Raw genomic sequence first — 21,164 nt, forward strand, 5'->3', positions numbered from 1 at the left:
TTGCGCTTGTCCTGATTGGATTTCAGCCGGTTTCTTTCTAAATCAATGAGGGTTGCATAGGGGCTTTTCTGCCGGCTTACCCGGCACCGCGCCGCCGGTGCTCACGAGTGGGTCCATCAAGTACCATCAGCCCATTCCGCAGGCTGGCGCGCGACATCGCAGCACGGAAAACAACAGGGAGGCCGGGGTCATGATTATCTGGAGCATTGTTTGGGGTGCCGTGCTGGGCTGGTTCTGGCCGGGCTATGGCGATTTCGGTGTTTTTCTGGGGGGCTTCCTCGGTTTGTTCGCCGGCCTCTCCTTGCGTTGGGCCGTGCGAGCCGAAGTCGAGGCTGCACACAAAAAGCATGCGCCGCAGGTGAGGGCGGCGACCGCATCGGCACAGCATCCGCCTGCCATGCCGCGCGGCAGCATCCAGGCCACGGAGGATGACGGCGGTTTCAGGGAGTTTGAAAACGCCGCTCCTTCGCCCGTTGCCCAGCTTCCTGCACGTGCACCTGCTGCGCCGCAAACCATGGCGCCAGCGGCCGCCAGCGCTCTCAGTGCCGTCAGCAATGAAGAGGCATCCCTGCAAGAAGACCTGGCCCCGAACGGCCTGCCGCGCGGTCAGGCCGCCCCCGCCAGCCGGCCGACATACACACCGGCCCAGCCCAATGCCATCGAGCTGGCCCTGATTGCCGGCAAAAACTGGTTCCTGGGCGGCAACACCATCGTGCGGGTCGGGCTGGTCATTTTGTTCATCGGCCTGTCGTTCCTGGCGCGCTACGCGGCATCGGCCGGGCTCTTCCCGGTGGAGTTTCGCCTGACGGCCATCGCTGCCGCGGCGATCGCGCTGCTGGCCGTGGGTTTTCGCAAGCGCACGGAAAAGCCCGGCTTTGCACTCGCTCTGCAGGGCGCCGGCGTGGCGGTGATGTACCTCACGGTGTTTGCGGCCTTCCGCATGTACGGCTTGCTGGAGCCGCTGCCGGCCTTTGGTTTGATGATCGTGGTGTGCGCGCTCAGCTGCGCGCTGGCATTGCTGCAAAACTCGCGTGCGCTGGCGGTGGCGGCCTTCGCCGGCGGTTTTGCCGTGCCGATTCTGCTGTCGACAGGGCAGGGCAGCCATGTGGGTCTCTTCAGCTATTACTCAGTGCTGAACCTGGCCATCCTGTTCATTGCCTGGAAGCGCTCATGGCGCATCCTGAACGTGGTGGGCTTTATCGCCACCTTCGGCGTGGCCACTGCCTGGGGCGTGCTCAAGTACACGCCAGAGCATTACGCCAGCACCCAGCCCTTCCTTATCGGCTTTGTACTGATCTATCTTTTCGCCGCCATCCTCTATGCGCGCAACACGCCCACGGAGCTCGGCAACGCCGTCGACACCATGCTGGTGTTCGGCACGCCGCTGGTGGGTTTCGGCCTTCAGGCCGGGCTGGTGCGCACCATGGAACTGGGCACGGCCTTTTCGGCGCTGGGCTTTGCCGCGCTGTACCTGGTGACGGCGATGGTGCTGGTGGGCCGGGCGCTGTCCAGCTACCGCCTGCTGATTGAATGCTTTATTGCAGTGGGTGTGGGTTTTGCCACGCTGGCGGTGCCGCTGGCGCTTGATGCAAAGTGGACCTCGGCTGTCTGGGCGCTCGAAGGCGCGGGCGCGTTCTGGGTCGGCATGCGGCAGGCGCGCTGGATGCCGCGCGCTTTCGGCTTGCTGCTGCAGGGCGTGGCCGCCATGGCGTTTTTGGGTGGGCTTGATGACGCAGGCGCGTTGGGCAACCCCGTATCGGCCATTCCGTTCGGCAACCCGGCCTTTATCGGCGCCATGCTGATCGCGCTGCCGGCGCTGCAGCTGGCCTGGTGGCTGCGCCGGCCCCTGCCGCACAGCGAGTCTTCGTGGGCCAAGGCCTATGCCGGTGTGGAGTCGCAGCTCAGTGTTCCTGTTTACCTCTACGGTTTTTTCTTTTGGTGCCTGGCCTGGTTGCTGGAAATCAACCGCCGTGTGCCGGCGCTGGAGGCCGATGCCTTTCCCCGGCAGGCCTTTAGCGACCGCACCACCGGCCTGCTGATGATGCTGGCAGTGGTGGCCAGCGCGGCCTTGTCGATGGTGCTGGGCCTGAAGAAGCAATGGGCGGTGGCGACCTGGCCCGCGCGCATCACCGTGGGTGTGCTGGCGCTGGGTTATGTGGCGCAGGCCGGTCAAGGCTACCGCGTGCTCGCTACGCCGGCGTGGGCCGTGTGGCCGGCGGTGCTGGTGCTGCATTACTGGATGCTGCGGCAGACGGACCGCCAGGCGTTGGCGCAGGCTACGTCCACTGGCGCCTCTCAGTCGCCCTATGGTTTCCTGCACGCCGCAAGCGCATGGCTGGTGACCTTCCTCCTTGCAGACTGCCTGTGGTCGGGTATCGGCAAGGCCGAGCTTTGGCGCACTTCGTGGGCCGGCGTGGTCTTGCTGGTCAGCGCCATCGCGGTGCTGATGCTGCTGGCGGTCTGGGCGGGGCGGGCCAACAGCGCGGCCCTGCGACAGGGCGCGAAGTGGCCTCTCAATCCGCATGCCCAGGCTTACTACTGGTATGCAGCCTTGCCGCTGGCGGTGCTGGTGTTCTGGGGGGCTCTCGCTGCCGCCGTCACTTCCTCGGGCCGTACCGCGCCCCTGCCTTACATCCCGCTGCTCAACCCGACCGACCTGACGCTCGCGCTTGCGCTGGGCAGCCTGGTGTTCTGGCGCCGCGTGCTGGTGACGGCCGCGCCGCCGCCGGGCAATGCGGGGTGGGTCACCGGCCGCAATGCGCTGGTGGCTTTGGCCTTGCTGGTGTTTGTCGCCGTCAATACCGTGTGGCTGCGCATCGCCCACCATTTCTTCGGCGTGCGCTGGGATGCCGACGCGCTGTTCGGCAGCTTCGTGGTGCAAACCGGTTACGCCATTTTGTGGACGCTGCTGGCCCTGAGCCTGATGGTGCTGGCGCACCGGCGCGTGCAGCGGCCGCTGTGGCTGGTGGGCGCAGGCCTGCTGGGCCTGGTGGTCGTCAAGCTGCTGTTGATTGACCTGTCGAACGCCGGCGGTGCGGAGCGCATCATCGCGTTCATCGTGGTGGGTGTGCTGATGCTGGTGGTGGGCTACTTTGCGCCGCTGCCGCCCAAGGCCGCTGTTGCTGCCACTTCGGAAGATCTCTTGCCCGCGGGTGCGGGTGACCTGAAAGAAGCCCAGTCATGAAAATCAACCAACGCTTTTTAACGCTGGCGCTGTCCGCCGGACTCGCAACCCCGCTGCTGGTGCAGGCCGCCGACGCCGCGGATGCCGGCAGCGCCAAATCGTATGCCGTTCGCATACCCGTCACGCTGGCGCCCGACGCGCCGCTGCAGCGGCTGCTGGTGCCTGCCGAGGCCCTGGTGCGGCTGCAAAGTGCCGGTTATGGCGACCTGCGCCTCTTCAACGCGGCGGGTCAGCCGGTGCCCATGGCGCTGGCCAATGTTGCCGCGGAAACGGCGACGCAGGAGCAGCAGGTCAAGCTCACGGCGTACCCCATTCTGGGTGCCGCAGGCGCTGCCGGCCTGGAAGGCCTGTCGCTGCGCATTGAAGAGCGGCAGGGCCGGCGCGTGGTGCAGCTCAACACGGGCAGCGGCGCAAACACCGCGGGTGCAGCTTCATCGCAAAAAGTGCTGGGCGCGCTGCTCGACACACGCAGCGTCAATGCGCCTGCCGCCCGCATGACGCTGGACGCCGACCTGCCGGTCGGCCAGCCCGTCAGCTTTAATGTGCAGGCCAGCAAGGACCTGAAGAACTGGCGGCCCCTGGCCGACACCGTGCTGTACCGCGCCGATGCTTCTGCCAAAGCCGCGAGCCTGGGCGACAACAGCCTTGCGCTTTCCATGGCGGATTTGAAAGACCAGTACCTGCGCATCACCTGGGGCGACGCCGCCGTCACCCTGCGCGGCGCCACGCTGGTCACGTCCCGCAGCACGGCCCTGCGCCAGCGTGTGGGCGCCACCATGACCACGCCGGTGCTGACGAATCCCCATGAGCTGACTTTTGCGTTGCCCTTTGCCACGCCTGTTGCCGCTTTAAAGATCACGCCGCAAGGCAGCAATGTGCTGGTGCCCATCCGCGTGCTGGGCCGTAATGACCGCAACCAGCCCTGGGCTTTGCTGGCCAGCGCCGTGGTCTACCGGATGACAACCGCAGGTAAAGAGCAAACCAGCGGGCCGGTCGAATTGCAGGGCTCATCAGTGCGCGAAATGAAGATCGAAGCCGACCTCAAAACGCCGGGGTTTGCCGCCGCGCCTGAAATCGTCCTGCAGTTTGAACCGGCGCAACTCATCTTTCTGGCCAGCGGGCAGGGCCCTTTCACCCTGGCTGCGGGCCTGGCCAGCGCAACGGGCGCAGCAGGCGCTTTTCTGCCCATGGCCAGCCTGATTCCTGGCTATAAGGCGCAACAGGAAAACGCCTTGCCTGTCGCCCAGGCCGACGTGTCCAAAGCAGACGTCACCGGTGGCAGTGCCGGTGCGGCCGGCCCGCTGGTGGCGGCGCAGCCCCCCAGCCAGGGCATGCCCACACGCAGCCTGGTGTTGTGGGGCGTCTTGCTGGCGGGCGCGCTGGCGCTGGGGCTGATGGCGTGGGTGCTGCTCAGGCAAACCCGGCAAGGCCCCGGACCGGCCCCATAAGGTCTTGCGGCGGGTGGTGGGTGCTGACGGAGTCGCTGATGTGCTATTGTTTTGATAGCTGCTCGCGCTGATTCTTATTGGGTCAGAAGCACTTTTGGTTCAAATTTTGCGCGTTTGGTGCTGAAAAAAGCCTTCACGTTGCGCACATTCGCGTCGCTGGTGAAAAGCCGTTGCGCCAGCGCCAGGTAGCGCGGCATGTCGGCCACATGCACCACCAGCATGAAGTCCGGCCCCGGTGAGACGCGGTAGCACTGCTGCACTGCTTCGTCCTGCACCACCCGCGCCTCAAACGCCTCCTGCTGCTCGGTGCCTTGACGATCCAGCGTGATTTCGACCAGGGCCGTCAGCCCGTGGCCGGTGAGGGCGGCCAGTTTGTCGGGGCTGAGCAGCGCGATTTCACGTTCCACCAGCCCGGCATCGCGCAGGCGTTTCACGCGGCGCAAGCAGGTCGGCGGCGAGATATGGACGCGTTCGGCCAGCGCCTGATTGCTCAGCGATGCATCGGTTTGCAGGCTGTTCAGTAGCTTTACGTCGATGTCATCAACGAGTATTTGTTCCATTAATGTAATATAAATGAAATTTAATTCTATTCATTGTAATGAATGAAATTTAATTTCATTGAAATGAAAAAATAGATCACATTGGAAAACTGTAAGTACGTAGCATCACCGCATTGATCTTCAGGAGACCTTCATGTGCGGCATTGTTGCTTCCGTTTCGACCCGAAATATCGTTCCCATCCTGGTGCAGGGTTTGCAGCGCCTCGAATACCGCGGTTATGACTCCTGCGGCGTCGCCGTGTACGCCGGCGGCCTGAAGCGCGCTCGCAGCACCTCGCGTGTGGCCGAACTGCAGGAGCAGGTGAGCGCTGACAAACTCGAAGGTGGCACCGGCATTGCGCACACCCGCTGGGCCACCCACGGCGCGCCCGCAGTGCACAACGCCCACCCCCATTTCAGCCACGGCAGCGGCGCGGGCGCCACGGCGCGCGCAGGCAAGGTCGCGTTGGTGCACAACGGCATCATCGAAAACTACGAAGAGCTGCGCACCGGCCTCAAGGCCAAGGGCTATGTCTTCGACAGCCAGACCGACACCGAAGTCATCGTGCATTTGATGGACAGCCTGTACGACGGCGATTTGTTCGAAGCCCTCAAGGCCACCGTCGCGCAACTGCACGGCGCGTATGCGATTGCGGCCTTCTGCAAGGACGAGCCGCACCGCGTCGTCGGCGCGCGCGCCGGCTCGCCGCTGATCCTGGGCGTGGGCAAGGACAAGACCGAAAACTTCCTGGCCAGCGACGCCATGGCCCTGGCCGGCGTGACGGACCAGATCGTCTACCTCGAAGAAGGCGACATGGTCGACATCCAGCTCGGCAAATACTGGGTGCTCAACAAAGAAGGCAAGGCGGTCCAGCGCGAAGTCAAAACCGTGCACGCCCACAGCGGTGCCGCAGAGCTGGGCCCGTATCGCCACTACATGCAAAAAGAAATTTTTGAGCAGCCGCGCGCCATTGCCGACACGCTCGAAGGTGTGGAAGGCATCGTGCCTGAGCTGTTCGGCGACGAGGCTTACCGCGTGTTCAAGGACATCGACTCGGTGCTCATCCTGGCGTGCGGCACCAGCTACTACAGCGGCTGTGCGGCCAAGTACTGGCTCGAGTCGATAGCCGGCATCCCCACACAAGTCGAAGTGGCCAGCGAATACCGCTACCGCACATCGGTACCCAACCCGAAATCACTCGTCGTCACCATCACCCAGAGCGGCGAAACAGCCGACACGCTGGCCGCACTGCGCCACGCGCAAAGCCTGGGCATGACGCAAACCCTCACCATCTGCAATGTGTCAACGTCCGCCATGGTGCGCGAGTGCAAGCTCGCCTACATCACCCGTGCGGGTGTGGAAATTGGAGTGGCTTCCACCAAGGCCTTCACCACGCAACTGGCAGGTCTCTTCCTGCTCACGCTGGCCCTGGCCCAAAGCAAAGGCAAGCTCAGCGACGAAGAAGAGGCCGGCCACCTCAAAGCCATGCGCCACCTGCCCGCCGCCCTGCAGGCCGTGCTGGCGCTGGAGCCGCAAGTCATCAGCTGGGCCGAAGACTTCGCCAAGATGGAAAACGCGCTCTTCCTCGGCCGCGGGCTGCATTACCCCATCGCACTTGAAGGCGCACTCAAGCTCAAGGAAATCAGCTACATCCACGCCGAGGCCTACCCCGCAGGTGAACTCAAACACGGCCCCCTGGCGTTGGTCACCAGCGAAATGCCAGTCGTCTGCGTCGCGCCCAACGACACGCTGCTCGAAAAACTCAAAAGCAACATGCAGGAAGTCCGCGCCCGCGGCGGCGTTCTCTATGTATTGGCAGACGCAGACAGCCACATCGAGAGCGGCGAAGGCCTGCACGTCATCCGCATGCCCGAACACTACGGCGCGTTGAGCCCACTGCTGCACGTGGTGCCGCTGCAGCTGCTGGCGTATCACACGGCTGTGGCGCGCGGGACGGATGTTGATAAACCTCGAAATCTTGCAAAGAGCGTGACCGTCGAATGACAGTCACAGTGCTTGTGAGCGCTAATCGCCATTACATTGGGTCAAGTAGCAACGCAACTCAACACCGAGTCAGCCTGCGAGCACGAGGCTCGCCACCTGAACAAACCAGCTGACGCCCAATGGCAATACCTCGTCGTTGAAGTCGTAGCTGGGATGGTGCAATGAGGGGGTGTCTTCGCGCCCTGGGCCGGCGCCCTGGCCCAGCCACAGGTAGGCGCCGGGCCTGGCTTTCAGCATGAATGCGAAATCCTCTGACGTGAACGCCGCCGAGGGCGCCACCGAAGCCCGCAGGCCCGCGGCTTCTGCGGCGCGCAGGGCCAGCGATGCCTCTTGCGGCGTGTTGATGGTGGCCGGGTAGTAGCGCACGTACTCCACTTCGATCGTGGTGCCCGTGGCCTGGGCCACGCCCTGCGCGATCTGCCGGATGGCCGCTTCGATGGTGTCCTGGACGCCGGCGTCGAAGCTGCGCACCGTACCCGTCAGCTCGACCGCGGAGGGCAGCACGTTGTGCGACTGGCCGCCGCTGATGCGCGTGACCGAGAGCACCGCATTCTCGGTGGGCGGAATGCGGCGCGACGTGATGGTGTGCAGCTGGCTGACCAGCTCGCTCGCGGCAAGCACCGCGTCGGGCGTGCGATGCGGCTGGGCCGCGTGGCCGCCCCGGCCCCGTACCACGATGTCAAAGCGATCCGCCGCCGCCATGATGGCGCCCTGCCGCGTCTGGGCGGTGCCGGCGGGCAGCTCCGGCCAGTTGTGCAGGGCGTAGACCGTGTCGCAGGGGAAGCGCTCAAAAAGCCCTTCCTGGACCATCACGCGTGCGCCGCCCCGGCCTTCTTCGGCGGGCTGGAAGATGAAGTTGACGGTGCCGTCGAAGCGGCGCGTGCGAGCCAGCTGGCGTGCCGCGCCCAGCAGCATGGCGGTGTGCCCGTCGTGCCCGCAGCCGTGGTGCACGCCGGGGAACCGGCTGACGTAGGGCCGTTCGCCTTGTTCAAGAATGGGCAGCGCGTCCATGTCGGCACGCAGTCCCACGCTGCGCTGTCCGCTGCCGGAGCGGAGCACACCGACGACACCCGTGCCGCCGATACCTTCATGCACCTCCAGCCCCAGGTCGAGCAAGGCCTTGGCGACGATGCCGGCCGTGCGGTGTTCCTTGAAGGCAAGCTCGGGGTGCGCATGCAGGTCGCGCCGCAGCAAGACCAGGTCGGGCACCAGGTCCGCGATTTCCTGCGTCATGGTGGGGCTCAGCATGCCGTTCGCGGCTGGCCGGCGGTCGTCAGGTACTGCCCCGGTGTCATGCCGAACACGTTCTTGAAATGCCGCGAGAGATGGCTTTGGTCATAAAAGCCCGCCTCGCTGGCCGCACTGGCGACCGGCATCCCCTGCCGGATCAGGGCTTGGGCGCGTGCCAGGCGGAGCCGGCAGATGTAGCGATGCGGCGAAACCCCCACCTGCTGGCGAAACACGGTGGCGAAACGCCAGATGCTGAGCCCGGCGAGATCGGCCAGTTCCGACAACGACAGCGCCTGATTGAGGTTCTCGTTGATGTGCCGCTGCACACGCTGGATCGCTGCGGCCGAGCGGGCAGGCGCCGGAATGCGGGGAGGAGGGTTCATGCTGTTAGCGTAGGCCAGCCCCGCCGGAGATGGCACCGCATACGGGCGCCGGGGCAGCAGCAAATGTTGAATCGGGTCGGGCTGCAGCAAAAGCTGCGGCCCTTAGACCGTGAACACGTTCTAAGCGCCGCTTAAACGTGGGATTGCATCAGCTGCTCGATCGGGTAGTAGTTCTTGACGAAGGGCGTCTTGATCACGATGTAGCTGAAGTATTTTTCGATACCGATGTTGGCCTCCAGCAAGCCTTCGACGATCTCCTGGTAGTGGTTCACGCCGCGTGTGACGAACTTCAGCAGGTAATCGTAGCCGCCGCTGACCAGGTGGCACTCGACGATCTCGTCGATCGGCCGGATGCTCATCTCGAACTTGACGAAGTCCTCGCGCTTGTGGTCCTGCAGCGTAACCTCCGTGAACACCAGCAGCGTGTCACCCAGCTTCTCCAGGCGGATCTGCGCGCCGTAGCCACCGATATAGCCGGCTTGTTCCAGCCGCTTCACACGCACCAGGCAGGGGCTGGGGGACAGGCCGACGGCATCGGCGATCTCGACGTTAGAGGCACGCCCGTTTTTTTGCAGATGGCACAGGATTCGCAGGTCGAGGCGGTCTAGCTTGGGATTGCCGGTGGAGGTGTTCATCGTTAATCCTTTTAAGCAAGTTCCAAGCCCAAGTCAATCAGGTCAAGCCAGCGCACGCCGCACGTCGGGCTGGTCGAGCACGCTGTCCAGCGTGCGGTTCAGCCGCTCGAACATCTGCTCGAACTCCGAGGGTGTGAAGCACAAAGCCGGCGCGAAGCCCAGGATACCGTCACCGAAAGCGCGGAAGATGAGGCCGTTCTCGTAGGCCGCTTTGGCGATGCGGTCGGGCAGCTGCAGCGCGGGGTCGAAGCTGGCTTTGGTGTATTTGTCGCTCACCAGTTCCAGCGCGCCCAGCAGCCCGCGTGAACGCGCGTCGCCCACCAGCGGATGGCGCAGCATGGAGCGCAATCCCGCCTCGAAGTGGGGCGCGACGCGCTGGCCGTTGGCGAGGATGCCGCCCTCTTCGTAAAGCCGTATCACTTCCAGCGCCACGGCGGCGCTCACCGGGTGCGCCGAGTAGGTCGCGCCATGGCCCACCAGGGCGCCGGCCGGCGTGCCGTCGGCAATGCCGGCGTACACACGTTTGGACATCAGCAGCGCACCCATGGGCGCATAGCCTGAGGTCAGCCCCTTGGCGACCGTCATCAGGTCCGGCGACACGCCCTCGGCGTCGCAGGCGAACATCGGGCCGGTGCGGCCGAAGCCGGTGATCACCTCGTCGGTCACGAACAGGATGTCCAGCTCATGGCAGGCCTGGTGCATGGCCTTGAGCCAGCCCGCGGGCGGCACGATCACGCCGCCCGAGCCCTGGATTGGTTCGCAGAAGAAGGCTGCGACGTTCTCCGCGCCCAGCGCGTTGACCTTCTCGCGCAGCGCGGCCACAGAAGCCGCGATCACCGCTTGCGCATCGCCGCCCACGGGGCTGCGGTAGGGATAAGGCGAGGGAATGTAGTGTTGGTCGGGGCGCGGCAGGTCGAAGCCGCGGTGGAAGGCGGGCAGGGCCGTCAGGCCGGCGCCGGTGGAAGAAGAGCCGTGGTAGCCGCGCTGCAGCGCGATGAAATGCTTCTTGCTCGGCCGGCCCGTGGCGTTGTAGTACTGCACGATGAGGCGCACGGCCGCATCAACCGCCTCGGAGCCGCCCAGCGTCAGGTACACGTGCTCCAGCCCGGGCGGAGAAATCTCCACAAGCTTGGCGGCCAGGCGGATGGCCGGTTCGCTGGCGTAGCTGAAATAACCCGTGGCGTAGGGCAGCTCGCGCATCTGGTGCGCGGCGGCTTCCACGACGCTTTCGTGGCCGTAGCCGATATTGACGCACCACAGGCCGGCGAAAGCATCCAGCAGTTCGCGGCCGTCGGCGTCGCGCAGCCAGGCGCCCTTGCCGGAGCGCAACACCGTGGCGCCGCGCCGCTCATGGCCGCGCCAGTTGGCCACAGGGTGGATCAGGTGCGCGCGGTCAAGCGCCACAAGCGAATCGAGGGAAAGGGTTTTGGTGGACATCATGGTTACAAGCTTAGGCGCGAGTGCGCAGCGGGTGCTGCGGCTTCCCCCCTTGCGCGCGCACGACCATGCTGTTGTTCGTACGCGTACGGTAGAAGATTCTGCGGTCAGGCTGGGTGATTCGCGTGATTCGCGGCCTCGGCCAGGCCTGGGATGGCGGGCTCAGTACCCGCGCGAGCGGTCCACCACGCCTTCAAGCGGCAGGCCGGCCTCATATCGCCGCAGGTTGTCCAGCAGCGCTTCGCCCGCGGTTCCAGCCTGGGTGGCGCTCGCGATGTGGGGTGTCAGCCAGATACGCGGATGGCTCCAGAACGGGTGTCCCTGCGCGGGCGGCTCCGGCTCGCAGACATCCAAAACCGCGGCCGAGAGCCGCCCGCTTTCCAGCGCGGCGAGCAGGTCCGCTTCCACCAGATGGCCGCCGCGCGCCGCGTTGACCACGCAGGCGCCTTCCGGCAGCGCGTCAAACACGCGCCGGCCGAAAATGCCGCGTGTTTCGGGGGTGAGCGGCAGCATGCATACCAGGATGTCGGCGCGGGCCAGGAATTCGTCCAGCTCCGCTTCACCGCTATAGCAGCGCACGCCCGGCTCGTCGCGCCGCGAGCGGTTCCAGCCCGTGCAGTCAAAGCCGAGCAGCCGCAGCTGCACAAGCGCCGCGCGCCCCAGCATGCCCATGCCCATCACGCCTACGCGCCGTGTGGAGGCGGGCCGCACAGGGTGCTCCTTCCATTGGCCCAGGCTTTGCTGCCGCAGGTACATCGGCATCTCCCGATGCAGCGACAACACGGCCCAGCTGACGTATTCACACATGCAGGCCGTCAGTCCCGGCTCCACCATCCTGACCACGGTAAGCCCGGGTGGCAGCGACGCGAAATCAAACTGGTCCACGCCGGCCCCCACCGAGAACAACACCTCCAGGTTGGGTAAGGCTTCGGCGATGCGCGGCGGCGGCTCCCAGGCCGCAAGAAAGCGCACTTGCGCCGGGTCCCCGATCTCGGGCCAGGTCTGGAACGGCAACTGCGGCATCCTGCGCGCGAACTGCTCAGCCCACACGGCCCCGCGCTGCGCCGGCCCTTTATAAAGGAAAGTCATCTCAGTTCTCCAGAAGCCGCAACGGCCCGCGATACGTTATAGCCACTGTCTGTGCAAGTGCACGCGCGGAACCGGCTTCGCCGGGCCGCAGAGTGAGCCCCCTGAGGGGGGAGCAGGCTACACGAAGTGAGCCTGAACGGGGGTGGCCCATCAGCCCATAGCTTGGGTAACCAGCGCCCAGCCGCCGACGGCCGGGCCTCGTGCCAGCGGGCCGTTGCGCACCATGGTTGTGACCGTGTCTACCCGGGGCAGGCCCTGCGCTTCAAGCCATTCGGGCAGGCCGCTGGCGGCGTCCACGTCGATGCGCAGGAACTTGCCGGCAAAGCGGCTGCACCAGTGGCCGATGAGCGCCTGCGCGCTGGTGAGGTCGGGTGCCACGACAGGACCGATGGCATGGCCGCGCCCGAAGCGCCGCACGACGGAAAAACCCACGGCTTCACCGCCGCGTGCCAGCACCACCGTCTCGCCGTCGCCCAGCAGCTGGCGCAGCATCGCATCGCGCGGCATGCCGGCGGCAATGGCATCCAGGGCAACGAGTGTCTTTGCGTCGTTGCGGCCCAGCGGGCGCAGCCGCTCGCCGGGCGCAAGGGCCACCAGTTGCGCCGGCGCGGCCGAACCCTGGTGCTGCCGGACCTCGCCTGTGATCTCGAAGCCCATGCGTTCATACAGGCCGCGACCTTCGGCCGTGGCGTGCAGCAGCACCGTGCGGTCTTGCAGGCCCGACATCACCGCATGCATGAGATGCTGGCCCACACGCTGGCCCTGCATGCGCGGCGACACCATCACGTGGCCTACCGTCGCGTGCTGTTTGCCCCAGGGCCAATGCAGCGCGGTACCTATCAGTTCACCGTCGCGCAGCGCCGCCACGCCCTCTCCATGCGCCAGGCTGAAGCGCCAGTCTTCCAGGCGATGCGGCCACCCGAACTCGCGTGACAGCCCCTGCGCCGCCTCCAGGTCGTCCTCCTTCAGCCGGCGAAGCGTTACGCCGTCGGGCAATGGACGGCCCACTGCCGCAAGCGCGGCCTGTGGAATGGAAACGTGGTCGGGCATGGGGCTTTCCTTCAAAAACGTCAAGGGCGGTTTGGGGAAGATGATGCTCGGCGCAAGGGCCGGCGGCTTGTACGATCTTGGCGCCGGCCGCGGCCGCTGGAAGAACGGCACAAAGCGCCTGGAGGCCGCGGTACTGCGAAGGAATGCTGCGTTCGCGCCGCGCAGAACCGCAACAACTGCGGCGGATGCTGCCTAGGATTGCTCCTATCCGAACCACCGCACCGCCTGAATTACTTCTCCATCCCACCATCCACGAGGCCAACCATGATTTTCCGACCCAAGTACATCTCCTTCGATTGCTACGGCACGCTCATCTACTTTCGCATGCACGAGGTGGCCTACGGCATTGTGGGAGACCAGCTTCCGCCCGAGCGCATGCAGCAGTTCATCAAGGACTTCAGCGCCCTGCGGCTGGATGAGGCCATGGGCGACTGGAAGCCTTACGACCAGGTGCTCAAGTCGGCATGGGCGCGCACCTGCAAGCGCCACGGGGTCGCTTACCGCGACGAGGACGGCCAGAAGTTCTACGACGCGGTGCCCACCTGGGGCCCGCACACCGACGTGCCGTTTTCGCTCACCCGCGTGGGCAACAAGATCCCGCTGGTGATCCTGTCCAACGCCATGAACGAGCAGATCGACGCCAACGTCCGCAAGCTCGAAGCGCCCTTCCACAAGGTGTACACCGCGCAGGACGCCGGCGCCTACAAGCCGCGCCTGCAGGCCTTCGAGTACATGTTCGACCAGCTGGGCTGCTCGCCGGACGACATCCTGCACGTGTCCTCCAGCCCACGCTACGACCTGATGTCGGCCCACGACATGGGCATCAAGAACAAGGTGTTCGTCAACCGCGGCCACGAGCCCAAGCCGAGCGAGTTCTACAGCCATGTGGAAATCCGCGACATCAACGGGCTGCCGGCGCTGGTCGGCCTGTAATCCGGCACACGCCTGACTTTCAGCCTGCCGTCTTCATTCAATCGCAAAGTACCCGATACCCATGAGCAACCTCACTTTCTTCAAACTCGACAACCTGGGTCCCGGCCGCGAGAGCGGCCCCTTGCCCGAGCGCCTGCTCGAGGGCAATCCACGCTTCGCGAACTGGGACGTGGAACAGACGGCCGACGGCAAGCTGCGCACCGGCGTGTGGGAAATCACGCCGGGCACGATCCGCTCAATCAAGGGCGGTGTCTGGGAGTACTGCCACATCCTCTCCGGTGTGTCGGAGCTGATCGAAGACGGCAAGGAACCCATCCGCATCCAGGCCGGCGACAACTTTGTCATGAAGCCGGACTACGTCGGCAAGTGGCGCTGCATCGAGACCACGCGCAAGATCTGGATCATCTACGGCAGCGCATGAGCGCGGCCCAAACTTCCATGCCCAACAATCTCCTCGTCACCTTCAAGCTCGACCAATTGGGCGAGCCGCGCGAATACCGGCCGCCGGCCGATCGTGTCATCGAAGGCGACATCGTGTGCCGCAGCTGGGACGTCGACAGCGCCAAGGACGGCAAGGTCCGCGCCGGCGTGTTCGAATCGACCCCGGGCGTCAACCGCTCCATCAAGGGCGACACCTGGGAGTTCTGCCTGATCCTCTCCGGCGTGGCGGAGATCACCGAGGACGGGCAGGCCCCGGTGACCTACCGGGCCGGCGATTGTTTCATCATGAAGCCCGGCTACACCGGCACCTGGCGCACGCTTGAAACCGTGCGCAAGGTCTGGGTCACGGCATGAGTGAGTCAGCCATGTTCGGGCTCGCGAACCAGTCCTTATTCAAGCAGACAACAATGACCCCGGAGGTGATATGAAACTGACATCCTATTGGCTGGACACATCGGAGCCCTTCAAGGGCGCCACCCCGGGGCCGGTGCAGGGCAGCTGCGACGTGGCGGTGATCGGTGGCGGCCTGACCGGTGCTTCGGCCGCGCTGGCGCTTGCCAGGAAGGGCGCGCGTGTCTTGCTGCTGGAAGCGGACACGATAGGCAACGCGGCATCCGGCCGCAACGGCGGCATGTGCAACAACGGCTTCGCCCAGGACTACGGCATGATGTCGGCCAAACTCGGCAAGGACGTCGCCAACCGGCTCTACCGGGCTTTTGATGCCGGGGTCGATTTGGTCGAACGCCTGGTGGTTGAAGAGAACATCGACTGCAGCTTCGCGCGCGTCGGCAAGATCAAGCTGGCGGCCAAGCCCGAGCACTACGACAAGCTGATGCGCAGCCAGGAGTTGCTGGCCGCCACGGTGGATCCCGATACGCATATGGTGAGCCGCGCGGATCTGGCAGGTGAAGTCGGTTCGGACCGCTACTACGGTGGGCTGGTCTACCGCAAGGGTGCTGGCATGCATGTGGGGCGCTTTGTGCGCGGCCTGGCGGAAGCGGCGGCGCGGCGCGGCGCCGAAATCCACGAGCACTCGCCGATGACGGCCCTGCGGCCTGCGTCTGGCGGCGGCCACATCGTCGAAACGCCAACGGGCCGACTCCATGCCAAGCAGGTTTTCCTGGCGAGCGGAACCTCGCAGACCGGGCCGCTGGGATGGATCCGGCGCAGGATCGTGCCGGTCGGCGCCTTCCTGATCGTCACCGAATCCCTACCGAAAGAGACGCTGGACCGGCTGCTGCCAAAACGCAGGATGGCGGTCGATACCAAGAACCTGGTCAACTACTTCCGCACTACACCCGATAACCGGCTGCTCTTCGGGGGACGCGCTCGCTTTGCCGTCTCCGATCCGGCCTCGGACGAAAAAAGCGGCGCCATCCTGCGCACTGCACTGCACGAGGTGTTTCCCGAACTCCGCGATGCGCGCATCGACTATTGCTGGGGCGGCATGGTCGACATGACCCGTGACCGGCTGCCACGCGCTGGCGAGCGCAACGGCATCTATTACTCCATGGGTTACAGCGGCCACGGCACCCAGATGTCGACACTGATGGGAAGCATCATGGCGGAGGTCATGGACGGGCGCACCGACCTGAACCCCTGGAAAGACTTCACCTGGCCGGCCATCCCGGGCCACTTCGGCCCTCCCTGGTTCCTGCCGCTGGTCGGCGCCTACTACCGCCTCAAGGACAAGCTGTCCTGAAGACCGTTGAGGATCGTGGCCTTCAGGCCCGGTCCAGCTGCGCCGCGATGAGATGGAGCGGGTGCGTCCGCTTGCCCGATGACTGGCGCAAAACAATCCGGCTCGTGAACTTTCCGATTCCGATATCTTCCTGCAGCAGGCTCTCCATCAACGCCTGGAAATGGGCGACGTTCGGCGCTACGATTTTCAACAGGTAGTCGTAACCGCCGCTGAGGTTGTACCACTCGACGATTTCGTCGTGCCGGTCCACGGCCTGCTCGAACTTGCGGAAGTCCGGAGGCCGATGGCTGCTGATCGTCACCTCGGAAAAAACCACCACACAATTGCCCAGCTTCTCCAGCGCGATGTGGGCGCCATAACCGCGAATCACGCCGATTTCCTGCAGTCGTTTTGTCCGTACCAGGCACGGGCTCTGGCTGAGGCCGACGGCGTCGGCCAGCTCGACGTTCGAGCAGCGCCCCTCGCGCTCGAGGTGTGCGAGGATCTTGAGGTCGAAGCGGTCGAGGGACGTGGCTGGGGTCATGGCCGGATGGTAGCGCCGGATACCGAATGCGGCTAGTGAGTACCGGCCGCCCGCGCTTCGGCCAGGGATTCGTCGAGCGCCTGGATGACGAGGCCGGCCTGGTCCGCCGACAGCACCAGCGGCGGGCGAATCTTGAGCACGTTGTGCCCCATCGCGCAGGCGCTGATCAGCACGCCCTTGTCGCGCATCCGGTTGACCACCTGACTCGTCAGGCCGCGGTCCGGCGCGCGCGATGCCCGGTCTGAGACCAGTTCGACCCCGACAAACATGCCGGCACCGCGCACGTCACCGATAGCCTCGTGGCGGGCTGCCAGGGTGGCGATGCCGTCGTGAAGAATCTTGCCCACCTTGGCGGCATGCTGCACCAGACCGTCCCGCTCTATCGTGTCCAGTACCGCCAGTGCCGCCGCGCAGGAAACGGTGTTGCCCGCGAAGGTGTTGAAGTAGCGCGAGCTCTTGCCGAATTCGGCCAGCACGTCGGCGGTCGCCAGCAATCCCGCGATGGGTTGGCCGTTGCCCATCGGTTTGCCCATGGTGACGATGTCGGGCACCACGCCATGGCGCTGGAAACCCCAAAGGTGTTCGCCGGTCCGGCCGAAGCCGGGCTGCACTTCGTCGGCAATGAAGAGGCCGCCCGCCCGCTTGATCGCGTCGACTGCACCCTTCAGGAAGCCTTGCGGTCCGGGGAGTATGCCGTCGCTGGTGAACAGTGAATCGACAATCAGCGCGGCCGGCTGGATGCCGTGGCGCCGCAGGTCGGCGATGGCCGCCTCGACGTCGCGTGTGAAGCGATCGGACAGGTCGGCGCCCCCGGCGTGGTACTGGCGCGGCGCCGGCACCAGGCGCACATGCACGCCGAGATCGACGCTCACGCCCAGCGAGGGCGAGAACTTGGCCACCGCATCGGTGATGCCGTGGTAGGCGGTGTCGGTCACGATCATGCCGGTGCCGCCGGTGCGGACCTTGGCGATGCGATAGGCGAGGTCGTTGGCCTCGCTGCCCGTGCAGGTCAGCATCAGGTGGGCCAGGTCGGTCCCCGGCACGCTGGCGAGCAGGCGTTCGGCCAGTTCGAGGATCGTGTCGTGCAGATAGCGCGTGTTGGTCGCCAGCGTCTGCACCTGCCGGCAGATCGCCTCGGTCACCGCCGGGTGGCAATGCCCGAGCGAGGTGACGTTGTTGTAGGCGTCGAGGTAGCGGCGTCCCTCGGGGTCGATCAGCCAGGCACCTTCGCCGCGCACGATGTGCAGCGGCCGCTCATACATCAGGCGGTAGGCCGGGCCGAGCAGGGCGTCGCGGCGCGCGATCATTTGCGCGGTGGCCGGGTCCACGTCGGCGCGGCCGGGGATATAGGCATTGACCATGTTCAGGTCGGTGGTGCTTTTCATTGATGGGCTCCTGTTTGTACGTGTACGCCGGCCAGCAGCCGGTCGCGTGCGGTGTCGCGGGAAAGATCGGCCATCTGGGACAAACCTTCCCATGCCGCGGGGTTGTGCCGCATGATGTAGGCGCGGTTCTCGGGATAACGCGCGGCGCGCCATTCCGAAATCAACGCCGTGATGAGGTGTCGCGTGGCCAGGAGATCGGCAAGGACCTCCTGTTCGGCGCCGGTCAGCGGCAGCACCGCGTGATAGGCGGCCACGAACTGGGCCGGTCCCTCGAAAGGGTCGGGGTTGCCGGCCATGTGGAAGGCGGCGGCCGTCGCCACCTCGCCGACCAGCGGTGCGTGCACCATGTCGCCGAAGTCGATGATGCCCACGATGCGCGCCGGGTCGTCGGGTGCGACCAGCACGTTGTAGAGGTGGTAGTCGTTGTGGATCACCTGGGACCGCAGCGATGACAGGCGCGGCAGCACGTGCGTGGTGAAGCGCGTCATGAAGGCCTGGGCCAGCGCGCGCTGCTTGCCGTCCACGAGGCTGCCCAGCTGTTCGCCCAGGCGATGCGCCGTGGCGACGTTCCACAGCAGGTCATGCGCCGCGCCCGGATGCGCGAAGCCTTGCAGCGCGCGGTTCAAGCCGGCAAGCCCGGCGCCCATGGCGCACCGCTGTTCGGCGGTGCGCACGGTCTCGCGAATCTGGATGCCGTCCAGGTAGCTCAGCATGCGCACGCGTGTCTGGACGCCCCCGGCTAGCGCGACCGTGTCGTGCGTGTGTCCTTGGAGTGTTCGCACGACGCGCGGCACCGGCTGGTCCGGTGACATGCGGGCGATGTGGTCTAGCGCCGCGATCTGGAAGTCGACGACCGCGGGGGACTCCGACGGGTTGCTGATCTTCAGGACGTAGCGAGAGCCGTCGGCCGCCTCTACCAGGCAGTTCTGGTCGCGCTCGCCCGCCAATGGCCGGGTGGAACCCTCGATGCCGTAGAGGCGGCGGACCAGGGCCTCCACTGCCGCCGGCGCGAGGTCGGGCGCGGTGGTGCTCAGCGCCGTCATAGGCCGAGCAGGCCGGGAAGCTGGCGGACGTCGGTCAAACGGCTGACACCGTAGGCGTCGGAAGTCGGTTCATGCCCGCGGTCTATGAAGGCCTTGGCCATGAAGCCCAGGTCGGAGGCCGTCATCAGGTCGTAGCGAAAGCTCGACGAGACGTGCATCATCTGGTCGGGCGCGCATCCGAGCTGGTCGAACATGTACTCGAAGGCCTGGAAGCGCGGTTTGTAGGCGCGCGCTTCCTCGGCGGTGTAGACCGCGTGGAACTTCGCCTTCAGGTGGGCGACGCTGGCCGGGATCAGGTCGACCATAGAGTTCGAGAGGATCACCAGCGGCACGTGCGGCGCGATCGCCTCCAGAACCTCGACGACGTTCGGGTGCGGTTGCCAGGCGGGAATGGCGTCGTACAGCGCGATGGCATCCGATGGCTGGCAGGCTATGCCGTGCGCCTTGCAGGCACGGCGGATCGAATTCTCCACAACCTCGAAGAAGGGCTTCCACTCGCCCAGGACCTCGTCGAGTCGATAGGCGCGAAAGCTGTCCAGGAAGGCCGGCATCCGGCCGGCCGGAACGCGGTCTTTGAACAGGCTTTTGGCGGTCGGGCCCATCTCGAAGTTGATGAGCGTGCCGTAGCAGTCGAAGCTGATGAATTTGGGTTTGAATGTCATAGAAGGATCCACGCTGTTGGGATGGATATAAGTCTATGAATTCCCCGCCTTCCGAAATGCCGCATTCACATGCGGTGCAAGTGGAATCCGTTTCAATCCGGGGGCTTGCCGGAATTTTGCTTGGCCCCGGTTTGCAAATGCCCTTTAGAAATCGGCCACCTTGCCCCACATCGACTCCTTGAACCGGGCGGGGTCGAAAGGTTTCGGATCGAAGATCGGCTCGGCCCCCGACACGATGTCGGCAATCAGGTGGCCGGCGCCGGGGCCAATGCCGAAACCGTGTCCCGAAAAACCCGCGGCCAGGATGAGGCCGGGCACCTGCGGCAGTTCCCCGATACCCGGCACGCCGTCGGGCGTGCTGTCGATATAGCCCGCCCAGGTGTTGGCGATGCGGGCTTCGCGCAGCGCGGGCAGCAAGTCGACGGCACGGCGGTGGATTTCGCGGACACCCGCGGGGTCGGGCTTGGGGTTGAGGATGCGCGCCCGTTCCATGGGGGTGGGGGCGTCCAGCTTCCATCGCGCGCGGGTTTCGTGGCCCCAGCGTATGCCTTCCAGGCCGCCGGGAAACACGTTGCGCCAGCGCTTGGCGAACATCGGGATGAACTGCGGCGCGAAGCGCAGCAGCTGCGGCGTGGGGTCGGCGCGCCCACGGCCGCTGATGGCCAGCACGTAATGGCCGTCGGGGCGCCGGGTGATGGCGACGCGCGGGCTGGTCAGCGCTGCCGGCAGTTGCTGCGCCACCGGCGACAGGCGCACGATGGACTGGCGTATCGTGGCGAGCGGAAACTGCACGCCGAGCTGGTTGCAGAACGAAGACGCCCACGCACCGCCCGCGAGAACCGCGGTGCGGGTCTTGATGGTCCCTGCTTCGGTGACGACGCCGCTGAGCCGGCCGCCCTCCATCTCGATGCCGCGCGCGGCGCAGTTCTGGTGGACGGTGCCGCCGAGCTTCATGAGCGCGGCCGCCACGGCAGGCGCCGCCTTGGCCGGGTCGGCCGTCCCGTCGCTGGGTGAGAAGACGCCGCCCTTCCACGCGCGGCCGGTCGCCTGGCCCCGCTCCGAAGCTTCGCGGCCGCTCAGCATGTGTGTGGTCACGCCGGCGGTCGTGGCGAATTCGCGCCACTTGGCCCAGCCTGCAATCTGGGCTTCGTCATCGCTGAGGTACAACAAGCCGCAGCGCGTGAAGCCGGTGTCTTCGCCGCTGTCGGCGGCAAACTGGTCCCAGAGTTCGAGGCTTTTGGTGGCCATGGGCAGCTCGCGCGCATCGCGGTTCTGCTGGCGGCACCAGCCCCAGTTGCGGCTCGATTGTTCGGCGCCGATGTGGCCTTTTTCGACCAGTGCGACCGACATGCCGCGCTTGGCCAGGTAGTAGGCGGTAAAGACACCGATGATCCCGCCGCCGATCACGACGACATCGGCGCTGGCTGGCGGGGTGCTGGAAGTCTCGAGGAGGCGCAGGGGCTGGGACATGGATG

The 21,164-nt window shown here is 65.7% G+C and carries 20 protein-coding genes; 8 read left to right on the forward strand and 12 right to left on the reverse strand.

The genetic code is table 11. The features are described 5' to 3' along the window. Window positions 1-190 precede the first annotated feature (190 nt). Window positions 191-3,184 (forward strand): DUF2339 domain-containing protein, encoded by a 2,994-nt coding sequence (locus tag AC1DVV_RS18160; RefSeq protein ID WP_477701624.1) that lies wholly within the window; start codon window positions 191-193, stop codon window positions 3,182-3,184. Next, window positions 3,181-4,632: a DUF3999 domain-containing protein gene (locus AC1DVV_RS18165; RefSeq protein ID WP_457282489.1), complete on the forward strand. Its 1,452-nt coding sequence runs from the start codon at window positions 3,181-3,183 to the stop codon at window positions 4,630-4,632. Before AC1DVV_RS18160 ends, AC1DVV_RS18165 begins: the two co-directional genes overlap by 4 nt. Window positions 4,633-4,706: 74 nt before the next feature. On the opposite strand, the gene AC1DVV_RS18170 is transcribed toward AC1DVV_RS18165, so the two are convergent. Continuing rightward, a complete protein-coding gene (locus AC1DVV_RS18170; protein ID WP_457282490.1) occupies window positions 4,707-5,192 on the reverse strand; it encodes an Lrp/AsnC family transcriptional regulator in 486 nt (161 codons plus the stop codon). A gap of 133 nt (window positions 5,193-5,325) precedes the next feature. Here AC1DVV_RS18170 and glmS point away from each other — a divergent pair, with 133 nt between their 5' ends. Continuing rightward, window positions 5,326-7,176 carry a glutamine--fructose-6-phosphate transaminase (isomerizing) gene (gene glmS, locus AC1DVV_RS18175; RefSeq protein WP_477667425.1) on the forward strand — a complete coding sequence of 617 codons (1,851 nt, stop codon included), beginning with the start codon at window positions 5,326-5,328 and terminating at the stop codon, window positions 7,174-7,176. A gap of 69 nt (window positions 7,177-7,245) precedes the next feature. Here glmS and AC1DVV_RS18180 read toward each other — a convergent pair whose 3' ends face one another. From AC1DVV_RS18180 to AC1DVV_RS18205, 6 genes are all read right to left on the reverse strand, one after another. Continuing rightward, complete coding sequence (locus AC1DVV_RS18180; protein ID WP_477701625.1) at window positions 7,246-8,409, reverse strand: M20 aminoacylase family protein; 1,164 nt, start codon at window positions 8,407-8,409, stop codon at window positions 7,246-7,248. 8 nt (window positions 8,410-8,417) lie between these two features. Further along, entirely contained in the window at window positions 8,418-8,789 is a 372-nt protein-coding gene (locus AC1DVV_RS18185; protein ID WP_477667423.1) for a helix-turn-helix domain-containing protein, read from the reverse strand. Window positions 8,790-8,920: 131 nt separating this feature from the next. Beyond that, complete coding sequence (locus tag AC1DVV_RS18190; RefSeq protein WP_477667422.1) at window positions 8,921-9,424, reverse strand: Lrp/AsnC family transcriptional regulator; 504 nt, start codon at window positions 9,422-9,424, stop codon at window positions 8,921-8,923. Window positions 9,425-9,466: 42 nt separating this feature from the next. After that, window positions 9,467-10,864 carry an aminotransferase class III-fold pyridoxal phosphate-dependent enzyme gene (locus AC1DVV_RS18195; RefSeq protein ID WP_477667421.1) on the reverse strand — a complete coding sequence of 466 codons (1,398 nt, stop codon included), beginning with the start codon at window positions 10,862-10,864 and terminating at the stop codon, window positions 9,467-9,469. 159 nt (window positions 10,865-11,023) lie between these two features. Beyond that, the gene (locus tag AC1DVV_RS18200) at window positions 11,024-11,950 is read right to left on the reverse strand and encodes a 2-hydroxyacid dehydrogenase (RefSeq protein ID WP_477667420.1); all 927 of its coding nucleotides are present in this window, start codon (window positions 11,948-11,950) and stop codon (window positions 11,024-11,026) included. Window positions 11,951-12,100: 150 nt separating this feature from the next. Continuing rightward, window positions 12,101-13,000, reverse strand: a complete 900-nt coding sequence (locus AC1DVV_RS18205; protein WP_457282497.1) for a GNAT family N-acetyltransferase — start codon at window positions 12,998-13,000, stop codon at window positions 12,101-12,103. Here AC1DVV_RS18205 and AC1DVV_RS18210 point away from each other — a divergent pair. From AC1DVV_RS18210 to AC1DVV_RS18230, 5 genes are all read left to right on the forward strand, one after another. After that, window positions 12,999-13,196, forward strand: a complete 198-nt coding sequence (locus AC1DVV_RS18210; RefSeq protein WP_457282498.1) for a hypothetical protein — start codon at window positions 12,999-13,001, stop codon at window positions 13,194-13,196. The two genes, AC1DVV_RS18205 and AC1DVV_RS18210, sit on opposite strands and share 2 nt — an antisense overlap. 68 nt (window positions 13,197-13,264) lie before the next feature. Further along, on the forward strand, window positions 13,265-13,933 hold the full coding sequence (locus tag AC1DVV_RS18215; RefSeq protein ID WP_431095011.1) for a haloacid dehalogenase type II: 669 nt from the start codon (window positions 13,265-13,267) through the stop codon (window positions 13,931-13,933). A 61-nt stretch (window positions 13,934-13,994) separates the two neighbouring features. Then, window positions 13,995-14,354, forward strand: a complete 360-nt coding sequence (locus AC1DVV_RS18220; protein WP_457282499.1) for a cupin domain-containing protein — start codon at window positions 13,995-13,997, stop codon at window positions 14,352-14,354. Between the two features lie 17 nt (window positions 14,355-14,371). After that, window positions 14,372-14,728: a cupin domain-containing protein gene (locus AC1DVV_RS18225; RefSeq protein WP_457306422.1), complete on the forward strand. Its 357-nt coding sequence runs from the start codon at window positions 14,372-14,374 to the stop codon at window positions 14,726-14,728. Window positions 14,729-14,798: 70 nt separating this feature from the next. After that, the gene (locus tag AC1DVV_RS18230; RefSeq protein WP_457282501.1) at window positions 14,799-16,076 is read left to right on the forward strand and encodes an NAD(P)/FAD-dependent oxidoreductase; all 1,278 of its coding nucleotides are present in this window, start codon (window positions 14,799-14,801) and stop codon (window positions 16,074-16,076) included. Between the two features lie 22 nt (window positions 16,077-16,098). Here AC1DVV_RS18230 and AC1DVV_RS18235 read toward each other — a convergent pair whose 3' ends face one another. From AC1DVV_RS18235 to AC1DVV_RS18255, 5 genes are all read right to left on the reverse strand, one after another. Beyond that, window positions 16,099-16,599: an Lrp/AsnC family transcriptional regulator gene (locus AC1DVV_RS18235; protein ID WP_477667419.1), complete on the reverse strand. Its 501-nt coding sequence runs from the start codon at window positions 16,597-16,599 to the stop codon at window positions 16,099-16,101. 32 nt (window positions 16,600-16,631) lie between these two features. Further along, window positions 16,632-17,984 (reverse strand): aspartate aminotransferase family protein, encoded by a 1,353-nt coding sequence (locus tag AC1DVV_RS18240; RefSeq protein ID WP_477707229.1) that lies wholly within the window; start codon window positions 17,982-17,984, stop codon window positions 16,632-16,634. Further along, window positions 17,981-19,027 (reverse strand): phosphotransferase, encoded by a 1,047-nt coding sequence (locus AC1DVV_RS18245; protein WP_477667417.1) that lies wholly within the window; start codon window positions 19,025-19,027, stop codon window positions 17,981-17,983. Before AC1DVV_RS18245 ends, AC1DVV_RS18240 begins: the two co-directional genes overlap by 4 nt. Beyond that, a complete protein-coding gene (locus tag AC1DVV_RS18250) occupies window positions 19,024-19,689 on the reverse strand; it encodes a haloacid dehalogenase type II (protein ID WP_477667416.1) in 666 nt (221 codons plus the stop codon). The genes AC1DVV_RS18245 and AC1DVV_RS18250 overlap by 4 nt, the downstream gene beginning before the upstream one ends. 144 nt (window positions 19,690-19,833) lie before the next feature. Then, the gene (locus AC1DVV_RS18255; protein WP_477667415.1) at window positions 19,834-21,159 is read right to left on the reverse strand and encodes an NAD(P)/FAD-dependent oxidoreductase; all 1,326 of its coding nucleotides are present in this window, start codon (window positions 21,157-21,159) and stop codon (window positions 19,834-19,836) included. Window positions 21,160-21,164: the final 5 nt, after the last annotated feature.

This window comes from Polaromonas sp. P3_B4, from assembly GCF_056402835.1.

Bases quoted from the DNA above. Each gene is read 5' to 3' on its own strand.
- AC1DVV_RS18210 (WP_457282498.1), top strand. From the start codon at position 12,999: ATGGGGCTTTCCTTCAAAAACGTCAAGGGCGGTTTGGGGAAGATGATG.
- AC1DVV_RS18180 (WP_477701625.1), bottom strand. From the start codon at position 8,409: ATGACGCAGGAAATCGCGGACCTGGTGCCCGACCTGGTCTTGCTGCGG.
- AC1DVV_RS18200 (WP_477667420.1), bottom strand. From the start codon at position 11,950: ATGACTTTCCTTTATAAAGGGCCGGCGCAGCGCGGGGCCGTGTGGGCT.
- AC1DVV_RS18230 (WP_457282501.1), top strand. From the start codon at position 14,799: ATGAAACTGACATCCTATTGGCTGGACACATCGGAGCCCTTCAAGGGC.
- AC1DVV_RS18215 (WP_431095011.1), top strand. From the start codon at position 13,265: ATGATTTTCCGACCCAAGTACATCTCCTTCGATTGCTACGGCACGCTC.
- AC1DVV_RS18255 (WP_477667415.1), bottom strand. From the start codon at position 21,159: ATGTCCCAGCCCCTGCGCCTCCTCGAGACTTCCAGCACCCCGCCAGCC.
- glmS (WP_477667425.1), top strand. From the start codon at position 5,326: ATGTGCGGCATTGTTGCTTCCGTTTCGACCCGAAATATCGTTCCCATC.
- AC1DVV_RS18250 (WP_477667416.1), bottom strand. From the start codon at position 19,689: ATGACATTCAAACCCAAATTCATCAGCTTCGACTGCTACGGCACGCTC.
- AC1DVV_RS18185 (WP_477667423.1), bottom strand. From the start codon at position 8,789: ATGAACCCTCCTCCCCGCATTCCGGCGCCTGCCCGCTCGGCCGCAGCG.
- AC1DVV_RS18165 (WP_457282489.1), top strand. From the start codon at position 3,181: ATGAAAATCAACCAACGCTTTTTAACGCTGGCGCTGTCCGCCGGACTC.
- AC1DVV_RS18160 (WP_477701624.1), top strand. From the start codon at position 191: ATGATTATCTGGAGCATTGTTTGGGGTGCCGTGCTGGGCTGGTTCTGG.
- AC1DVV_RS18220 (WP_457282499.1), top strand. From the start codon at position 13,995: ATGAGCAACCTCACTTTCTTCAAACTCGACAACCTGGGTCCCGGCCGC.
- AC1DVV_RS18235 (WP_477667419.1), bottom strand. From the start codon at position 16,599: ATGACCCCAGCCACGTCCCTCGACCGCTTCGACCTCAAGATCCTCGCA.
- AC1DVV_RS18205 (WP_457282497.1), bottom strand. From the start codon at position 13,000: ATGCCCGACCACGTTTCCATTCCACAGGCCGCGCTTGCGGCAGTGGGC.
- AC1DVV_RS18240 (WP_477707229.1), bottom strand. From the start codon at position 17,984: ATGAAAAGCACCACCGACCTGAACATGGTCAATGCCTATATCCCCGGC.
- AC1DVV_RS18225 (WP_457306422.1), top strand. From the start codon at position 14,372: ATGCCCAACAATCTCCTCGTCACCTTCAAGCTCGACCAATTGGGCGAG.
- AC1DVV_RS18170 (WP_457282490.1), bottom strand. From the start codon at position 5,192: ATGGAACAAATACTCGTTGATGACATCGACGTAAAGCTACTGAACAGC.
- AC1DVV_RS18190 (WP_477667422.1), bottom strand. From the start codon at position 9,424: ATGAACACCTCCACCGGCAATCCCAAGCTAGACCGCCTCGACCTGCGA.
- AC1DVV_RS18195 (WP_477667421.1), bottom strand. From the start codon at position 10,864: ATGATGTCCACCAAAACCCTTTCCCTCGATTCGCTTGTGGCGCTTGAC.
- AC1DVV_RS18245 (WP_477667417.1), bottom strand. From the start codon at position 19,027: ATGACGGCGCTGAGCACCACCGCGCCCGACCTCGCGCCGGCGGCAGTG.